Consider the following 18,792-nt stretch of genomic DNA (forward strand, 5'->3'; position numbering starts at 1 on the left):
CGCGATTTAATCGCCCCTAGATTGAACAAATTTCAATCCGCAAAGGTCAACACGCCCTAATAAAAACCCTGCAAATTTGCAGGGTTTTTTAATAATTCAGGTTTAATGACTTACATGTATTAAGGCTTATCTTTTTCTCCAGCCGCTCCATACGTCATCTTCTTGGTTGGCTTTTTTCTTCTTTTTCTTACCTGTGCCGGCGGGCTTTGCCATTGGTTTATCGTTTTTAAGTGCAAGGGCCGCATCAAGGTTTGCTTGGTTTACCGCAAAACCGGTTACTTCTTCACGCTCTAAACGAAGTTTGTTTTTCTTTTCGATTATTTTAAAGTGATGAAAGTCTTCATAATCAATTAACGATAACGCTAAACCAACTTCACCTGCACGGCCGCTGCGGCCAATACGGTGCATGTAATCAGCGGGGCTGCGCGGTAAGTTAAAGTTAATAACAACAGGCAGTTTGGCAATATCTAAACCACGGGCTGCTATATCGGTGGCAATAAGTACTTCTATTTCGCCGGCTTTAAATTTTTCTATTACGCGAGTACGCTCACTTTGGCCTTTATCACCATGAAATACCTGTGCGTTAATACCACGCTTTTCAAGCTTACCTGCTAAGTGCTCACAGTCTTTTTTAGCGTTTACAAAAATAAGTGCTTGGCGCCATTTATGCGCTTTAATTAAATGCGCTAAAACCGTGGTTTTTTCGCCTTTATTAACCGTAAATACACGCTGTACTAAGGTGCTTTCGTCTTTACTTTGAACTTGTATTTCAACAGGGTTAGTTAACAGCTCTTGCGTTAATTGTGTGACTTGCTCTGGGAAGGTTGCTGAAAACAACATGGTTTGTTTTTTAGCGGGCATTAACGCTAATAACTCGGCAAGCTCTTCGGTAAAGCCAAGACTTAACATGCGGTCGGCTTCATCAAGCACTAAGGTTGTTACTTTATCGAGCTTAATAGCATTGCTTGAGATTAAATCGAGCAAACGCCCTGGCGTTGCAACAATAATATCGGCACCGCCGCGTAGAGCCTGCATTTGTGTATTAACCGACACACCACCAAATACCGCGACCGTTTTAATTGCGCCATTAAAGTTAGCAGAATACGATTTAACGCTATCGGCCACCTGCGTTGCAAGCTCACGGGTAGGTACCAAAATAAGCCCAGTTACAAAGTTACCTTTGCTCGCTGCTTTTTTAGCACCTTGCTCTAAAAATAGGGTTTGTAGCATAGGCAAAGCAAACGTCGCTGTTTTACCTGAGCCAGTATTAGCCCCCGCAATTAAATCGCTACCAGCCAGTACACTTGGAATCGCCTTAGCTTGAATTGGCGTAGGTTGGCTGTATTCCAAATCTGTTAAACGAGCTAATAGCTCTGGAATAAGGCCAAGTTCGTTAAAGGTACTAGGGCTTGTTGCTGAGGTCATGAATATTACGGGCTCATTGCTAAAAAAGTAGCCTGTAATTTTAGCGTATTTAGTTCTTATTAAGTAGAGATTAGTGATTTTAATGTTTTATGGGTAACAGCTGCGTGTTGTAAAGGTAACTGTAAGCGCGGGCCACACCTACGCTTTGTCCTTTTACATTACTGCATTTTATTTAACTGTGTTTGTAATCTACTTTTAGTCTCTTTTAAGGCACCTAAATGGGGGTATGTGGTATCTACAACATTTAAAGCCGCTTCTATTTTAATAAGTGCCTGTTGTATATTACCTTGTACCTCATAGCCATAGCCTAACCCCCATAGCGCATCAACAGATTGTGGGTGATGCTTAACATTATGCTTAAATACTGCCACAGCACTCTCATATTGCTGCATATTTACTAGATTGTAACCAAGTTGCCTAACAGCCCTCTCAGGAGGTGTTATTTGCTCACCCCATTGCTGAGATAATGTTTGATAATAAGCATCAATAGATTCTATATCATCGCTTAAAGCACTCATGGGCATTTGTTTGGGTAAAAATAAATTATGGTAGGCATTAAAGGCCCCTGCGACGGAAGTCAGGTTATGTGATACATTTTCAAATGTATCATTGTAAAAACGTAAATTTGGCAAGTTATTAGATTGCAAAGCTTGCTGCAGCTCATTGTATCGCTCACGCATTAAGCCTGCTTCTTCGCCAATATTTATATAAACATAGTTATTCAGATCTTTTGATTTATTGATAAACGATTTAGTCGCTTTTACTGATGCGCCATAGTTCCACCAAACGGCAGGGCTGTAAGCAATGTGTGCTTGAAAAAGCTCAGGGTTAGCTTGCATTGTATAAAGTGCAAACACGCCTGCCGCAGACGCTCCTGCGATCACATTATAATTGTGCGTACGGTAACTTTTATTAATCAAGGGCATAAGCTCTTGCTCAATAAATGCTAAAAACGTTGCTGCACCACCGCCTTCACCTACCGGGCCTTGTGGCTCTTTATTCACTGTGGGGTATAAATCTCTTAAGCGATTGGTATTTTCAATAGCGACAATAATAACCTCGGGCGCACGATTATCATTTTGTAATCGCTCCATCACTGCACTTATAAGCGGTATATTACCCGCGCCATCAAGGCGATAAATAACTGGATAAACTTTGTTTGGATTAGCTTGATAACTCTTTGGAAGCTGGACTACAACTGTGCGTTCTTCGTTTAAAACGGCTGATTTAATAGTGTGTGTTTGTTGCGTATAGCTAATAGTTTGCTGTTTTAAATCAGGCTCTGCAAGTATGCTACTAGAATAAAATATAAATAAACTACATATAAAAACAGCGGTTGATAAACGCATGACTAATCCTTTAGAAAATAGTGTGTTATTTAATCTAACAGGCTTTGAGGTACAAAAAAAGCGCATTAAGCGCCTTTTTATCTTTAACAGGTGTGGGAGAGTAATAAAGTGTCATACTGAACAGTCGTATGAAGCCGTTTCCATGGCTCTAAACTCGAGCTGACTTTTAAAAAGTATCATACTCATCAGCTAAATCTGTCTACCTAAGCCTTCAAAATTAGTAATAAAGTATCATACTAAATGGCGTGATTTCTTAAATCAGTGAACTATATGTCCCACCCATGATCTGATCACCTGACGAACGGACTCGGAGGCCGACAGATGGGTAAAGCGCGGCACAACATCACTAACTGGTGGCAGTACAACCGAGCTCAGACGGTGAACGTGAAGTTCCGCTTGCCCAGTAAGGACTGGCTGCTCCGGCTCTGATTTGATCAACAGCGCCGATGTTATACGCAACATGGACAGAAAGAGCATCGCCGATGCTGGACGATTACCGTCGATGAAAACGTGCCGATATGCCAAACATGGAAAGCCAAGACCCTGATTGCAGTGCAGGCCGAGCATACGGAAAACGAGAAAGGGCATGATTTTGTTAGCTTTTATATCATTATCCGAGCACTGAATGCCAGTACGGCACTGAAGGCAATCGCTCACATTGGTCGGTGGAAAATTTGCTACACTGGGTGCTGGATATCGCCTTTAACGAAGACCAACTTCAAGCCAGAGCGGGCTACTCAGGTGAAAGCCTGGCAGTGTTCAGATAATGGATCCTGAACGTGTTGAAACGTAATACATCACGTAAACTGAGTATGGCGAACAAACGAAAACTCTGCTGTTTGAATGATGATTATTTATTCGAATCTATGAGATTATTCAATTTGTAGACGTTCATGCGTCAGCCCTGATAGTAACGTGGAGCTCTATAGCACTAAGGTAAGAAAAATTTGAAAACGAAATTATACAATATAGAACATATCCTAGAACTAAATTCAACTTCTGAAATTTTTAAGGTGATTTCAAGAGAGTATCCAGACGGCCATGTACTACCAGAACATTGGCACCAAGACGCGCAACTCATTTATGCTGTATCGGGAGTCATGGAGCTTAGTTGCAATCAAGATTTTTGGGTTATTTCACCTCAACAGGCTCTTTGGGTACCACCAAAAACACCTCATAAACTTAAAGCTAGAGGCCGAGTCAGCTTACGTACAATCTTTTTTCAACAACCCCACCTACCAGACTACTTCCCCAATAGCTCTCAAAGTCTGGTCGTCAGCCCATTATTGAGAGAACTGATAAAGAGTGCAGAGAGCGTTACAAATGAAAGCTTACCAGAGAGCAGAGAGGTACATTTATTAAAATTACTAATTGATGAAATCCAATTGGCAAAAGACATACCTTTAAAGCTAGCCATGCCTAAAGACAGTAGACTTCAAAAAATATGTTTGTCGCTACTAAAAGACCCCAGTAACAAAAGCACACTTACCGAATGGAGTACAATTGTCGGAGCTTCTCCTAGAACATTATCAAGACTCTTTCACTCAGAGTTAGGTTCCTCGTTCGCAATTTGGCGTCAACAAGTCAGGATATTCTCTTCAATCCCAATGCTTAGCCTTGGGGAACCTATAGTTCAAGTTGCAATGGATACGGGGTATGACTCGGCAGGTGCATTTTCTTCCGCATTCAGAAAAATAATGGGAGTAACACCCAAAGAGTTTCGCACTAGGATGAGAGCATGAGTACTTACTTTTCACTCCATGATGTCAGCCCGGCAATGACATTGGTGATTGATTTTTCACTTATTGCATGCATGCATGCACATAGATAGGTTTGTGCATGCATGCAAGCTGACATTTTATCAATCTAAAGATAAAACCACTTTCCCAATATGATCACCATTATCAAGTGTTTCATGAGCTTTTACTACATCACTCAAGTTGAAGACTTTATGGATCGTTGGTTTACACATTCCTGATTCGATTAATGGCCAAACTTTTTCTACTAAACTCTTAGCGATAGCTTGTTTCTCTTCCGAACTTCTACCTCTCATTGTAGACCCTGAAATAGTCGCTCTCTTTAGCATAACTCCCTGTATATCAAATTGTTCTACAACCCTTCCACCCATATAACCGATGATAACTAATCGCCCATCTTTCTTGAGGAGATTTATGTTCTTATTAAAATAGGGGGCTCCGACAATATCAAGAATTACGTCTACACCATCTCCATTTGTACGGGATAATACTTCTTTTTCAAAGTCCACTTTCTTGTAATTTATTATCTCTCCATACTTACTCAGAAGATTTACTTTATCGTCGTGTCCAACAGTGCTAAGTGCTTTGATACCTAAAGCTTTGCAAAGTGCTAGAGCTGTTGTGCCAATACCGCTTGCGCCACCGTGGATTAAAACCACATCGTTTTTCGACGCTTTACCTATGTCGAAAAGATTTGCCCAAACTGTAAAGAATGTTTCAGGAATTGCAGCCGCTTCGATAAAGTTTAGATTTTCTGGTATTGGTAGTACCTGACTTACAGGAACAGCACAAAACTCTGCATATCCACCTCCATTAGTCAGTGCACATACTCTATCTCCAACTTAAAATCCTACGACATTTTTTCCTACTGATTGTATTACTCCAGCAATTTCAAGACCTGGGATGTTTGTAACTCCTTTAGGCATAGGGTATAGCCCTTGTCTCTGGAGAATATCGGGGCGGTTAACCCCTGCTGCTTTAACTGAAATCAATACTTCGTTGTCTGAAATAGTTGGTATTTCACCAGTACTAATTTTTAGTACCTCAGGCCCGCCTGGTTAAGTTATTTCGATGAATTTCATATACTTACCTCTATTCAGTCTTATTAAACTTGAGTCCAAGAATAAATTTTACCAAGCATTTATAACAGCCTGCAATGACTTTAGATGTTCTATTTATGACTTTTATTTAAATGTTTTTCAAACCACTCAATTGCCGTATTGACCGACTTTTCGCTGTGTTTTAAATAAGGGTCGAAGTGTCCATCTGGCAACATGCATAACTTTTTAGGTTCTAATGCCTTGTTATATGCGGAGAGTGCTAAATCTGCTGGAGTAACGGTATCATCTTCCGCTACAATCATAAGTAAAGGTGTTGGGCTGACACGATCTATCAAGAGCCCTGGTTCGTACTCAGATGCTTTTTCACTTGATCTTAATGTAACTCGATTTTCCCATCCTTCTGCAAGAGTCCAAGCCGCTCCGTAGAACTCTTCAGCTCCAGTGCTGGAATAAATTCCAGGCTCACCATCTTGAGCTATCACTCTTCGATAAGAAGGAGCTTCGCCTTGAAAGCGCTTAATTCGATCTTCATGAAAAGCCTTACGTACCGTGTTTACATCTGAACCAGTGCGGCGTAGGAAAGTTTGGTAACCACTGATAGTTGGAACCTGAGATACAACGCATCGAATTCGACGATCTAAAGCTCCTAACATGATGGCATGTCCCCCACTGAAGCTTGACCCCCATACACCGATTCGAGCAGCATCAACTTCTGGGCATAAGCTTAACCAGCTAATAACTTCTCGCATATCTTCTATCTGTTGATGTGGAATAATTTCTCCACGGATATCCCCCCCGCTTTTACCAAAGTTTCGGTGATCATAAAGAATAACGGCAAAGCCCACTTCAGCGAATTTCTCTGCAAATTTATCAATGTATAACTCTTTAATTGCAGCAAAGCCGTGGCTCATTACGATAGCAGGAGCGGGTTGTTTCTGATTAGGTAGGTAGAACCAAGCATCTAACTCGACACCATTGGCTGGAATTTTGACTGATCGACGGGAAAATGAACTCATAAGAATCTCACAATTATTAAAACAAACTGAATAGTAATGTGATATAACTCTAGTATCTGCCTCGAAACGGTCAAATTTGTTTTCTAATCGGACAACCTTAGTGCAAAACCTGAATCAGTGAACTATCTGTCCCACCCATGATCTGCTCACCTGACGAACGGACTCGGAGCAGACAGATGGGCAACGCACTGCACAACATTAGTAACTGGCGGCAATACAACCGGGCCTTGGTCAATCACGGTTCACTGACCTTCTAGATTGATGAGCAAGTCATCAACCAATGGCATTGCCATTAGCACCATGGCCGCCGCGGGCGTGGCTTCCACTACAGCGATAGTGCCATTGAAACGGCGCTCATGCTCAAGGCCTTCTTCGGGTTGCCGTTACGAGCGCTGGAAGGGTTCATCAACTCCATTTTCCAGCTGATGGACGTGCCGTTGACTTCGCCCGGTTACAGCAGCATCAGCAAGCGAGCCCAAACGGTGAACGTGAAGTACCGCTTGCCCAGTAAAGGGGCGGTCACCCACCTGGTTATCGACGCCACCGGACTGAAGGTGTTCGGTGAAGGCGAATGGAAACAGCGTAAGCATGGCAAGGATAAACGCCGGGTCTGGCGCAAGTAGCATCTAGCCGTGGATACCCGTACTTACGAAGTCATCGCCGCCGAAGTGAGCCTGGAAAACGTGGCCGATAACGAGGTCTTGCTGACCTTGCTCAACCCGTTGCGGCGGCGGTTACATCAGGTGTCCGGGAGCATTACACCACTACACCGGGTGATAGTGCGAACATAAAAGGCAGATTATAAATATACTTTATAAAACAGCAGCTTCGGCGACGTCGGCGACGCTGCCGCCAAGCCTTACGGGCAGGTGGGCCACTTTGTTACAGTGGTCAAAACATTGTGCATGCAATAATTGAAAGTTCAATCACCAATATGCTTATTATTCAGTAGAGCTTAGCCTCATAAACACTCTTTCAGCCCACTTATCAATGTCCTCAGCGGTAAGTGCTCCGGGCTTATCAGACTTCTGGTGTGGAATCCAAGTGTGATTCTCCGCACCGACCAGGTTATCCAAATGCTGCTTTGGCCAGGACAAAGATGCCTTAAGCAACTGCTTTTCTATCTCAAACAAGTGGGGCTCTATGTCGCCAATTGCCTTGGCTAAGATCACTTTTGTCGACAAGGCCTTGCTTGCATCCGAGGTATCGACTTCCAGCAGATAGCACCCTGTGAGGCCGGCTGTAACATGGGCGACCGACATACATCTCGGATTTTGATCTGTTTCCAGTATATGCTTTTTGCATTTACCAATATTCGGCAACTTTCTCAGCGGGTAGGTGCTGACCTTAAAGCCATATTTACCCTTAAGTAATCCGAGCATTTTGAAGTAGCTCTCGAATTTATTCAGATACAGGTAAGTATCATCAGTTTGGTCATCAAGATTGTTCCACTCGGCACTTGTCAGATGACCGTATGGTCCTTGCTCTTCGGTACTGACGTCCCTAGAAGCTTCACCCTGCTCGCCATCGTCCTCGCGGCCTTTCCCCGTGGACTTTCTCTTTTTACTGATCTTCGAGGTCTCCACCGCACGATTGAACTCGATCTCCGTCGTGTTTTCCCGGATCATGACCGGCTTGTTTTCCCGGCTTCCTTCCGCCGCGTCATCCACGTTATACCCAGGCGGCCGCTCAGCAGCAGAGCCTGCTGCCACTCCTTTCCCGGCGACCTGAGTGAAGAACTTGGGACTGTAAAACTCGATATGCTCTGGTAAGTTGGCTGGAATATTTCTTATGCTGGTGACCTCGTAAACCAAGAGTGTTTGGCTTTCTGTGTCAAAATTGCCTTTCAACCTCAGGCTGGCTCCCTCCAATGCTGGAGGTTCGAACTGAAAAGCCCATCTTCGGTATTGCCCATCATCAACTCCATTACGCAGCTGGTAATTACCAATACTGTCGTATGAACGCCTGGCGTCTGCGTCCATCAGCAACCAGGCAAGCACCCGGCGATAACCATAATCGTTAAACAGCTCTGCCGGACAATTGCAGGTATCCAGTACGTTGATGATGGCCTTTTCCCACAAGTTGTTGTACTCAATTGCAAACTCATTTTTCAATACGTCGTGAAGTACCGAAGAGCGGGCCAGATAGCCATTGTGAAAAAAGAGCGACCTCGCAAGTTCGAACTGGGGAAGATAGATCTTGGTACCGTCTGGATGGTGGAACACGAAACAATGTTGCCTGGCTTCCTTATGCAACCGCCTTTCAAGGGCCGGGCAGTTATCAAGTGTGTCAATTCGCCATTCGTGGGTCGAGGTTACTGTAAAAGTTATCTCGTAATTTTTGCGGTAATAGTCTTTGGTTGGATTGATGATTTTCTTGCGTACCAACATAGGCGCATTAGAAAGAGAGGTTGAATCCTTTCCATGCTCCTTGCTGGGGTAGATGCTTAAGTTGATCCCCCACCTGACTCCGTCCATCCTGCAGAAAAAATCGCCAATCCCGTTGAGCCAGGTATCGTCCTTGAACCCTTTCAGGTAGGTGCTGCTGTTCAAATTTCGAGTACCTCCTCAAGAAATCGACGGGCCAGGTCGGTAAGACGCTGCTCGCTCAAGCCAGCTCCTCTCAGCACCTGCCAGCGTTTCAGTGGCTCGTCATCCCGTGTGATGTGTATGACGGTGCGGGTGATTCTTCTTATTTGATATTCAAATATACTTTCACAGTACCGAGCAAAAAACAAACTACACAAAGGTAGCAAATCCAGGTGTTTTTCAACGCTTGCCTTGTGCTCTAATTGATTTAAATACCAGTTCATCGATCGCCTGGGACCTTCCAGGTTCACTTCGCTCTGCTCTCGAAGGTCTATCAGCCTCCTGACCGCTCGTCTGTCCCGCTGAACCCAACTGACCTTGTTCTTATGCTCATATTCCGGCTTTCTATGAGCTTCGTTGGTCTTCATTAACCAGTCTCTGTCACGGCGGTAGAGCCAGGCATAGATACCCCCGTATCCATTACTGCGGGCACGCTTGGTGCCATGCTGTGCGACTGCAGCCAGCCATTTGTTTCGGTATTCGTTCAGCTGAGCATTATCCGTTCCCCTCAACGCCCCGTTAAAAGCCTTTGCAGCCGGATTGAGCCCAGCAACGACTCGAAAGACATCAGCTAGGTTCCAGTCTCTCTCCAATAAGGCATGGAGTACAACCAAATGCTCGAGATAGCTGAACGCCTTGCGGTGCTTTCGGAACATATTGCGTAACCAGCAGGATTCACCGCTATTCGGTAACAGCCCGTACTGGTTAAGCCACTTTTCTCCCCAGAACTCGACGATCCTGTTAGCAACCAAATCGTGGCGAACTTGAGTACCTCTGTTTAGATGGTTATCAGCCGCCAGGTTTCGATACCACAGGCTCCACTGGCAAAGCTCAGGTACAGCTCGACTCTCAAGATTCAGCAATTCTCTTACGCTTTTGAGCATCAGGTCACTTTGCCAGCTTCCGGGCTGCTGTAAGACCACTGGGCAAGCACTCTCATTGGCGGCCTGGAAAAGATGCCTGTGCATATCGTGACGACGAATATTAGATTCGACCAGTAATCCGTGTACCGGGCAACTCTCAGCTCCGGCTACCTGCCAGTCTCTCCGCCAATAGCATTCCCCATACTGGTTGATCTGTTCTTTTATGCAACCTGGGCAGTATCTGAGAAATGCAGGTTGTTTGATCCGAGAAGCTGCCACTCCAGCAGTGAGATGAACCGTACTTTTTCTGTTTGCTATGAGCTCACGGGTCAGGCACCTGCGCCGTTCTTCACCGATAAATGGGGCGTAAAGGGGGAAGAGGGTATGTTCATAAAGCAGGTCGCCCGGCGTGATTCCAACCACTTCAGGATAGAGATCAGCTATGCGTTTCAGATGACCGGGTAAATCAAGGGTCGCGATAACCTTGGTGTCGCCGAACACCTCCTGCAGCAATTCTTTCGGCGACACTATGCCGCTGTGTATCCCGTACCTCGCGATGGTGCTGTACAAAAGCTCGTCGCAATAAGGCAGAGAGAAACCCAGCATGTCACCCCACCTTCTTCAACCAACTCGGCACGTCGAATAGCTCCTTGCCGTACATCAAGTCGTCGTAAAGTCGCCCCTTTTCAGCCTGGGAGAATTTGAACCTCAAATCTTCGGAAGGCAGCGTGTGCCAGTTGGAAGGTTTCATCTTCTCGATTTGGGTCTTTTTGGGCTTGGGTGGTTCGGAGTACCACTCCAGTATGAGCTTGCTCAATTCCGGCAAGGAAAGGTTTGGATGCTGTTTGAAGGCATTTTCGATCAGGGGTTGCAGCAGCTCCGATTCACACCCCATAGCCTGCAGCATGTTATACAACCGTAGTGCCTTATCGTTGCCGTTGAAGGCTGGCTCGATTGCCTTTTCGGCCTGCCGTTCGTCGATCCGCTTTCTCAGCTCAAGAAGGCGTTTGTCCATCGCCGGCAACTGCAGGTCAGAGTATTTGACGATAAGTTCAGGATCTCCCCTGCGCAGGGCATCCAGCATGGGGTGCACCGGCTTCAGTTCCTGCTCATACACGGTACGCAGCAGTTTAACGGTTATTCGCTCCAGCCCGGTCGATATTGCCCGCATCTGTGCCAGGACGAACAGCTTAACCACGATATCGAGCACGCCCTGTGACAGATCGAACCAGCAATCACGAATTTCTTCGCTCAGCACCTCGTCACGGTGAGTCAGCCACTGGTATTGCCAGAGCTTGTCGGTAAAAGCCTGCCATTCGGTTTTTCTTGGCTTTCCGGTCCTGGGATCGACCCTCCTCTGCTCTCGCTGCACCGGCTCCCAGAACAACGAGCCGAATCCGGCGCTGCGCCTGCCGGCCTGCAGTTCCATTTCGAATATGGATCTGGCCTTGGGCGTGCCGACCATTATCACGGGAACACCGATCACGTTTACCAGAGCTACAAAAAACTCAAGCATGGCTTCCTTGCTAATCGAACGCTTTAGCGTCAGTCGCTGTATTTCGTCGATGACCAAGACACCCAACGCCCGCTGTGTTGCCACCTGCCCCATCAGTGATAAGAGCACTTCGGTGCTGTGCCGCTTGCGTGCATACTTCTCCTCGTAGCCGGTACTGAGTGTACGATCAACCTCGCGGAAAAAGTTCAGGCACAGACTCTTCAGCGAACCGTCAGATGGACACTCGATCCTCAGATAGGTCAGTTGAACAAAATTGTATTCTTGGTGGTAAATGGCCTGCGGGTAGGTTGCCAGGATTCGGTTGATGGTCGAGCTCTTACCGCTGCCGGAACAACCGATCAACGACAGACTTTTGGCGGTAGAATTCGATTGAGCGAAGCAGAAGTCGTTTGTAGCACCGGACATGATGCGCTGGTAGCCTTCCTGCATCCTCTTATTCAACGAACCGTCCGCTATGTTGCGGCCCACATAGCCTCCGCGGATCATCACCGAAATTTTCTCTTCCAGCTGCTTATGTATCGACAAAGGCTGGAAGAAATCGTCAAGCAGTGCACTGACCTGGTGGGCACGAAGATGCCCTTTTTCATAGCAATCCCGAGGGTTGAATGTGAGCTTGCCGGTCAGCTTAACCTTAAGAGCCTGCAGATCCATGATGGGCGGAAGGGCCTCGATTAACGGATTACCACGATAACGATCGAGGCCTGGGTCGATGTAAACAGCATCAACAAAGTTTTCTGGCAAAGGCATCAGTCGTCCTCAAACAATTCGTCGATGTAATCCGGATAATCCAAATCCGGCTCGGATTCGGAAATATGAATAACCTTTCCTGAAGGCTGGCTTTTATCCGTATCCGGGCGATACGCCTTCTCGGCCCGCTCCCTTTCCTTTTCCCTGCGTTTGTTTTCGTTTATGTCTCTGATCCGCTGAGCATTGGATATGCCGGATGTATCAGGTGCCGCCTTTTCAGCATGAGCGATTTTGTCGATGATAAATTCCTCGTGCTGTCGCTTTTTAGACCCCGAAAGCACTTTTGCCTTGGCCATCGTTTTCTTCTGTTCGTCTCTGATCTGCCAGACATCCCAGAACGAAGCGCCCCGAAATTCCCGGGATATATCAGCCAGATTGCAAGCCCAGTACTTGATACTGCCCTTTTCCGGGAAAAGGTAGATTTGATCGGCCACCATAGGATCGTAGGCAGCTTCAATACTCGCCGGGCGTTTGACACCCCTGCCCCGATGTAACCAGCCCTGCTGCAACAGCTCCGATGAGGTGTAATAAATGCCGAATATACAGGCCCCTTTATCGGATATGGTAGCCCTTTGTCGTGGTAACAGGGCCACACGCAGGGCATCCGGATCAGCCTGATGCAAACGTCCGGTTCTGTGCTGCAAGCCCCAGTTCCATAGGTGAATGGGGGTGGAGGGCAAATCTGCTGGCATGTCGGCGTCCCGGTCGTACTTCTCCAGGACGACGTATTGGTTGTGGTAGAGCACGGACGACAAGATGATCTGGACGAAATCTCTTACTGTCAGCTTGGCATCCAGCCGGTAATCCTTTCCGCCTCGTTTTTTTACCATGGTGCCGGATACATAACCGGGCACGAAAGGGCCGAAGGATGCCTGTATCGCCTTGAAATTACGCTCCACTATACCTTTGGCATCGCCCCGGTAAGGCGGCGTGTTTTCTATTCTGACCGTAAAATTGCTTTCCAGGCTTTCTATCTGATGCCCCAGCAGTTCACCTCTGTCTGCCAGGATGGCATCCGGAAGTCCCACACACGGCCAGTCCTCCGGATTGATATCGAACTCCAGATTCCTGCAATGGCCCGTTTTATCAGTCACTGCCATATACAAGGCTTGCATGGCCGCTACATAGGAAGGGGTCTCGAACCCGATGTAGAAGCCGGCCACCATGCGGCTGAATACGTCAATCACCATATAGACTACGGGCCGGCCAACGATGTTTCCCCGTTCGCTGTCGGAAACCACATAGATATCGGCAATGGTGGCATCGATTTCGTAGCGGGATCCGGGACCAGGCACCTGGGTGTTCGCCGTACCGTGCAAAGGCCTGATGTCTTTGTTGTACTCAATGTTCGACACGCGCTTGCTAAGCGTTTCCGTCTGGCAATATTCGCGTTTGTAGAAGTGCATCATCTGCCAATTACTGGGCAACTCTTCTTCCGGAACATCCGGAAAATAGTTGCGATACAAGCTCTGAAAGCGGCGATAAGCATAGGGAAAAGAGTGTCCCTTATCCTTCAGCAGGTATCTGTCTATGGCCATACGGAACAAGCGTTCAGTAAACTCATCAACTTTGGCTCCGACCCCCGGCATGTCTCTGCGAGGACGCCCCAGTTTCTTGTCTTTGGCAATCCGTCGCTTACCCTTGCCCCCTGAGTGCTTGTAGTCAGGCAACAGAGCATTCGGCATCTGTCCCCGCTGCCAGTATCGCCGGGCTAGCCGGTACAGTGTCTGCTTGGTAGAGCCCTTTTCGGCAAGAATGCTGTTTATCACTTTGCCCCGGCTTTTCGGCTCAAAGAAATCGGGCAGCTCAAGCAGAGGCTTGATCAGTGCGTAGTTACTATCCCGTTTAGCTCTGGCAATACTGCCCTCCTGAGGGGATTCAAAGGCAAGCTCCTTGTAAGGGTCTTCCGTGCGCTGCAAATTCTCCAGCTCTATGGCTTCTACCAGCTCACCGACCAACGTGATCTCGGGAAAGGCCGAGTCATCGTCTATGTCGATCCAGACCAGATGATCGCCGAGCAGTTGAAGCACACGGTAACGGCGTTCACCGATCTGTAGCACCTCATTGATTCGAAACAAGATACACCTCCCGGATAAATCCCAGATCTCCGGCCTTCAAGTCCTTCGCTTTAAGCTTGGTGGTAGGAATAAAAATATCGAAGGTAAAATAGCGCTTGGCCAACAACCGCCTCACCTCGTAAAGCGATTCGCCAACTGGCAAGCTGTAGGCTGCATCCAGTTCCTTACAGATAGCGAGAACTGTCTTGTTCAGGTTCCTTTCGAAGTGATAGGCGTAGAACTCGATCTGCTGCAACGTCAGCTCTTCATCCTCTTCTTCCTCCCGCTGTGCCTGATAGAGCCACTTGATGTTTTGAGTCACCACGGCTGGCACATCTGCCTCCGTGACCAGATACCAGGGCAGGGCCTTCTCCTTCCAATATCGACGCTCCATTTCCAGCTTTTCCACCGTTCGAACATCGTTGAGTGCCTCTCGGTATTTCGCCTGCAGCACAAACCTAGGCTCTTTTTCATCGGTCGAGTCCACCAGAAAGTCCGACGACATATACTGATCGACTCCCGCTATACACGGGTGCTTTATTCCAGCCTCAATGGCCAGCTGACGGGTAACATCTCTTTCAAGAGGAAACTGCTCGCGGACCTGGGTAATTTCGTTGTGCCATTCCAGAAGCAGAAAGACGGAAAGTTCGAGATCGGATAACAGGTGGTGGGTACGCCTGGATTTGTGGCCGAAGACGCGATGGACCCGCCCCAGGGAAGGCAGATCCCTAACCGTCAGCCAGGGTTTGTAGTCAGCATGCTGGCCGCTGCCTCGCCCCTCTTTGATCCACCTTGTAAACAAGGCTTCGGTAAATCTCTTATTGTGTGACGCCATGAAAAAACCGCCGGACTCTGCTCATTAAACGAGCATAGAATCGGCGGTTTCAGTATGCAACTTTATTTCTAAGTATGATACTTTAATACTTAGTATGATGCTTTATTACTCTCCCACAACAGGTAATTACCAACCTTTTGATTTTACTCAACAGTAACCGATTTAGCTAAGTTACGTGGTTGGTCAACGTCAGTACCTTTAATTACCGCTACGTAGTACGACAGTAACTGTAATGGCAGTGTGTAAACAATTGGTGCAATAATATCGTCAGTATGGTTTACGTTGATTACACGCATTGTGTCGTCTGACTCAAAGTGTGAATCTTTATCTGCGAATACGTAAATAATGCCGCCACGTGCGCGTACTTCTTCTACGTTTGATTTAAGCTTTTCTAATAGCTCATTGTTTGGTGCTACAACAATAATTGGCATGTCGGCATCAATAAGTGCAAGTGGGCCATGTTTTAGCTCGCCCGCTGCGTAGGCTTCTGCGTGAATGTACGAAATTTCTTTAAGCTTAAGCGCACCTTCCATTGCAATTGGGTATTGCGAACCACGACCTAAAAACAGTGAGTGGTGCTTATCAGCAAATTCTTCTGCAAGGTCTGCAATGCCATCAGCAAGCTGTAATGTTTCTTCAAGCTTAGCGGGTAGTACTTTTATAGCATTTACAATGGCACTTTGATCATGCTGTTTTTCTTGCGCTATAGACGCAGTAAGCATTAACAAACCAACTAATTGGGTAGTAAATGCTTTAGTAGAAGCTACACCAATTTCAGCGCCGGCTTTAGTCATAAAGGCAAGGTCAGATTCGCGCACAAGCGATGAACCCGGTACGTTACAAATGGTCATTGAGGCCATGTAACCTTGCTCTTTAGCTAAACGTAATGCCGCTAGCGTATCGGCTGTTTCACCCGATTGTGAAATAGTTACAAGTAGGCTGTTTTCGTGTACATACGATTGGCGGTAACGAAACTCAGAGGCAATCTCAACATTGCAGCTAACGCCTGCAAATTGCTCAAGCCAGTAACGGGCGACCATACCTGAGTGGTATGACGTACCACAGGCAATAATTTGTACGTGTTTTACGTCTTTAAATATTTGCTGAGCGCTGTCGCCAAAGGCATCAATTGCTACGCGGTCGTCGTTTAAACGTCCTTCAAGGGTATTACGTACTGCAAGTGGCTGCTCGTAGATTTCTTTTAGCATGTAATGGCGGTAGTCGCCTTTGCCTGATGCATCTTGCGTGATATTTGATTCAACTACTTCACGCTCAACCGCGTTGCCATTTTCATCAAAAATTTCAACAGTGTCACGTGTAATGCGCGCTACATCACCTTCTTCTAAAAAGATAAAGCTGCGAGTAACCGGTAATAGTGCTAACTGATCAGAAGCAATAAAGTTTTCGCCAAGGCCTAAACCTATAACCAGTGGGCTACCTGAGCGCGCTACGATGATTTCATTGTCGTTTGCTTTATCAAATACAACTGTACCAAACGCACCTTCAAACTGCTTAACCGCTGCTTGAACAGATGCAAGTAATGTAGTGTGTTGCTTACGAAGCTTATGAATTAAGTGCACCATTACTTCGGTATCGGTTTCAGATAGGAACTCGTAACCTTCTTCTTTAAGCGATGCGCGTAGACTTGCGTGGTTTTCAATAATACCGTTATGCACAAGTGCTAGCTGATTGTTTGATACATGCGGGTGAGCATTTTCTTCAGTAACGCTGCCGTGTGTTGCCCAGCGAGTGTGTGCAATACCTGTATGACCGCTTACACCTGCTTTCTCAAGTGCAGCTTCTACGTTCACTACTTTACCTACTGCTTTCACAGTATTTAGTGTAGAGCCTTCTAAAAGTGCTACACCGGCAGAGTCGTAACCACGGTACTCAAGACGTTTAAGGCCTTCAACTAAAATTTTGTTTACTGGACGTTCTGCAACTGCCCCAACTATTCCACACATAGTGTCTCCATTAATTTTTTAATTCTAGTAACTCGCTTTGTAATTACTAATCAATAATCTCTGCACAAATTAGTTTTACACCACACGCCTCTATCGCTTTGCGTTTATCATCTGCTAAGCCAGTATCGGTTATTAAAGTGGTTACTATTTTCCACGGTAATTCTAAATTTGGTATTTTTCGGCCAATCTTATCTGATTCAACCATTACTATTACTTCACGGGCTGCTTTTGCCATTACTTGGCTTAAACCAACTAACTCATTAAAGGTAGTAGTACCGCGCTTTACGTCTATGCCGTCAGCACCAATAAAAAGCTGATCAAAGTCGTAAGAGCATAATACGTTTTCGGCAACTTGCCCCTGAAACGACTCAGAATGCGGATCCCAGGTACCGCCGGTCATTAAAAGTGTTGGCTCGTTTTCAAGTGAAAGTAAACGGCTCGCTACTTTAATCGCATTAGTCATTACAACTAACCCGCGTTTATTTGCAAGCTCTGGGATCATGGCGGCCGTAGTACGCCCGCTATCAATAATAATGCGGTTATGATCTTTTATAAGTGCAGCTGCAGCCTTGGCTATTGCGACTTTGCGCTTAGAGTCTATTTCGTCACTTACAATTTCTTTAGGCAGTGCAATAGCACCACCGTAACGGCGTAGTAGCAGGCCACTTTTTTCAAGCGCGGTTAAATCTTTACGAATGGTTACTTCAGATGTTTGAAACTGCTCAGCAAGCTTTTCCACAGCCACTTCACCTAGCTCATTAACCTGAGCCAATATATTATGGCGGCGCTGCTGTGTGTTTCGTTTAGTCATAAAGATCGTATATTAAGTTTCGTTTCGAAAGTTGTGCAATTTTAAACGAAACAAGTTAAATGGCAAGTGAACGAGCAAAAATAAAGCAGCTTTCATCAAATTATAATAAAGGTAAAATAGTAAGAGCGTCGCTAACTTAAAAAAAGAACCTCCAATGCAGTCATTTAATAGCTTAAGCAAAGAGCTTTTAGCCCTACGTAAACAAACAGGCGAAATATGCCGACTCTTCAATAAAAGCCCCAGTAAAGGCAATTTAAAACGCATTAAAGAGCGATTCGCTCAATGTGGGGAAGGGGTAATTATAGAGTCAGGTTTTCATTGTGATTATGGTAATCAAATAACTATTGGTGATCGTAGCTTCATAAACATTAACTGTACGGTATTAGATGCCCCAATAAATGAAGGAGCCATATGCATCGGTGATGACTGCTTAATTGGCCCTAACGTGCAGTTGTTAGCGGTATCCCATGCTGTTAACCCTACACAGCGACTGAATAAAGATAACTTTGCTGCTCCTATTACAATAGGCAACAACGTATGGATTGGCGCGGGAGTTATCGTTTTAGCGGGTGTTACCATTGGCGATAACGCAGTAGTTGGCGCGGGTTCTGTCGTTACTAAAAATGTAGAGGCAAATACAGTTGTTGCGGGTAATCCCGCCCGAGAAATAAGAACACTATAATTTTAATCAATATGTTTTTTTAGCGTTGGGAGTCACTAGCTCGCCTGACCTAGATGGTAGGTGTTGGATGGGTATGTATTACGTGTGCTTATTTTCAGATAGCCAAAATACTATTCACAAA

The 18,792-nt window shown here is 46.0% G+C and carries 13 protein-coding genes and 3 pseudogenes; 4 read left to right on the top strand and 12 right to left on the bottom strand.

Going from position 1 to position 18,792, the window contains the following annotated elements; translation table 11 throughout:
* Nucleotides 1-126: 126 nt before the first annotated feature.
* Both AN393_RS09170 and AN393_RS09175 read right to left on the bottom strand, forming a co-directional pair.
* Nucleotides 127-1,425 carry a DEAD/DEAH box helicase gene (locus tag AN393_RS09170; protein WP_055017907.1) on the bottom strand — a complete coding sequence of 433 codons (1,299 nt, stop codon included), beginning with the start codon at nucleotides 1,423-1,425 and terminating at the stop codon, nucleotides 127-129.
* A 158-nt stretch (nucleotides 1,426-1,583) separates the two neighbouring features.
* Nucleotides 1,584-2,774 carry an alpha/beta hydrolase-fold protein gene (locus AN393_RS09175; RefSeq protein WP_055017923.1) on the bottom strand — a complete coding sequence of 397 codons (1,191 nt, stop codon included), beginning with the start codon at nucleotides 2,772-2,774 and terminating at the stop codon, nucleotides 1,584-1,586.
* A 453-nt stretch (nucleotides 2,775-3,227) separates the two neighbouring features.
* Between AN393_RS09175 and AN393_RS20050 the strand changes: the two are divergent.
* Together AN393_RS20050 and AN393_RS09185 are read left to right on the top strand one after the other, a co-directional pair.
* A pseudogene (locus AN393_RS20050) lies at nucleotides 3,228-3,661 on the top strand (ISAs1 family transposase); the annotation flags it as partial.
* A gap of 60 nt (nucleotides 3,662-3,721) precedes the next feature.
* A complete protein-coding gene (locus AN393_RS09185; RefSeq protein WP_235576194.1) occupies nucleotides 3,722-4,516 on the top strand; it encodes a helix-turn-helix domain-containing protein in 795 nt (264 codons plus the stop codon).
* 119 nt (nucleotides 4,517-4,635) lie between these two features.
* On the opposite strand, the pseudogene AN393_RS09190 reads toward AN393_RS09185, so the two are convergent.
* The 3 genes and pseudogenes from AN393_RS09190 to AN393_RS09195 all read right to left on the bottom strand — a co-directional run.
* Nucleotides 4,636-5,361 (bottom strand): annotated as a pseudogene (locus AN393_RS09190) (NAD(P)H-quinone oxidoreductase); the annotation flags it as partial.
* 12 nt (nucleotides 5,362-5,373) lie between these two features.
* Nucleotides 5,374-5,523 carry an alcohol dehydrogenase catalytic domain-containing protein gene (locus AN393_RS20715; protein WP_200909030.1) on the bottom strand — a complete coding sequence of 50 codons (150 nt, stop codon included), beginning with the start codon at nucleotides 5,521-5,523 and terminating at the stop codon, nucleotides 5,374-5,376.
* A gap of 179 nt (nucleotides 5,524-5,702) precedes the next feature.
* A complete protein-coding gene (locus AN393_RS09195; protein ID WP_055017909.1) occupies nucleotides 5,703-6,608 on the bottom strand; it encodes an alpha/beta hydrolase in 906 nt (301 codons plus the stop codon).
* A 176-nt stretch (nucleotides 6,609-6,784) separates the two neighbouring features.
* Between AN393_RS09195 and AN393_RS09200 the strand changes: the two are divergent.
* Nucleotides 6,785-7,357 (top strand): annotated as a pseudogene (locus AN393_RS09200) (IS5 family transposase); the annotation flags it as partial.
* Between the two features lie 192 nt (nucleotides 7,358-7,549).
* Here the strand turns inward: AN393_RS09200 and AN393_RS09205 are convergent.
* The 7 genes from AN393_RS09205 to AN393_RS09235 form a co-directional block, all read right to left on the bottom strand.
* Nucleotides 7,550-9,160, bottom strand: a complete 1,611-nt coding sequence (locus AN393_RS09205) for a Tn7-like element transposition protein TnsE (protein WP_235576195.1) — start codon at nucleotides 9,158-9,160, stop codon at nucleotides 7,550-7,552.
* The gene (locus AN393_RS09210) at nucleotides 9,157-10,665 is read right to left on the bottom strand and encodes a TnsD family Tn7-like transposition protein (protein WP_055017910.1); all 1,509 of its coding nucleotides are present in this window, start codon (nucleotides 10,663-10,665) and stop codon (nucleotides 9,157-9,159) included. Before AN393_RS09210 ends, AN393_RS09205 begins: the two co-directional genes overlap by 4 nt.
* A gap of 1 nt (nucleotide 10,666) precedes the next feature.
* The gene (locus AN393_RS09215; RefSeq protein ID WP_055017911.1) at nucleotides 10,667-12,322 is read right to left on the bottom strand and encodes an AAA family ATPase; all 1,656 of its coding nucleotides are present in this window, start codon (nucleotides 12,320-12,322) and stop codon (nucleotides 10,667-10,669) included.
* Complete coding sequence (locus tag AN393_RS09220) at nucleotides 12,322-14,400, bottom strand: Mu transposase C-terminal domain-containing protein (RefSeq protein WP_055017912.1); 2,079 nt, start codon at nucleotides 14,398-14,400, stop codon at nucleotides 12,322-12,324. The genes AN393_RS09215 and AN393_RS09220 overlap by 1 nt, the downstream gene beginning before the upstream one ends.
* On the bottom strand, nucleotides 14,384-15,214 hold the full coding sequence (locus AN393_RS09225; RefSeq protein ID WP_055017913.1) for a heteromeric transposase endonuclease subunit TnsA: 831 nt from the start codon (nucleotides 15,212-15,214) through the stop codon (nucleotides 14,384-14,386). Before AN393_RS09225 ends, AN393_RS09220 begins: the two co-directional genes overlap by 17 nt.
* 143 nt (nucleotides 15,215-15,357) lie before the next feature.
* Nucleotides 15,358-17,178 carry a glutamine--fructose-6-phosphate transaminase (isomerizing) gene (gene glmS, locus AN393_RS09230; RefSeq protein ID WP_055017914.1) on the bottom strand — a complete coding sequence of 607 codons (1,821 nt, stop codon included), beginning with the start codon at nucleotides 17,176-17,178 and terminating at the stop codon, nucleotides 15,358-15,360.
* A gap of 46 nt (nucleotides 17,179-17,224) precedes the next feature.
* Nucleotides 17,225-17,989, bottom strand: coding sequence for a DeoR/GlpR family DNA-binding transcription regulator (locus tag AN393_RS09235; RefSeq protein WP_055016932.1), 765 nt, complete (start codon nucleotides 17,987-17,989; stop codon nucleotides 17,225-17,227).
* 154 nt (nucleotides 17,990-18,143) lie between these two features.
* Here AN393_RS09235 and AN393_RS09240 point away from each other — a divergent pair, with 154 nt between their 5' ends.
* Entirely contained in the window at nucleotides 18,144-18,671 is a 528-nt protein-coding gene (locus AN393_RS09240) for a sugar O-acetyltransferase (protein WP_055017915.1), read from the top strand.
* Nucleotides 18,672-18,792 lie beyond the last annotated feature (121 nt).

Origin of the sequence: Pseudoalteromonas sp. P1-25 (genome assembly GCF_001401805.1) — a bacterium.
Lineage (GTDB): Bacteria > Pseudomonadota > Gammaproteobacteria > Enterobacterales > Alteromonadaceae > Pseudoalteromonas.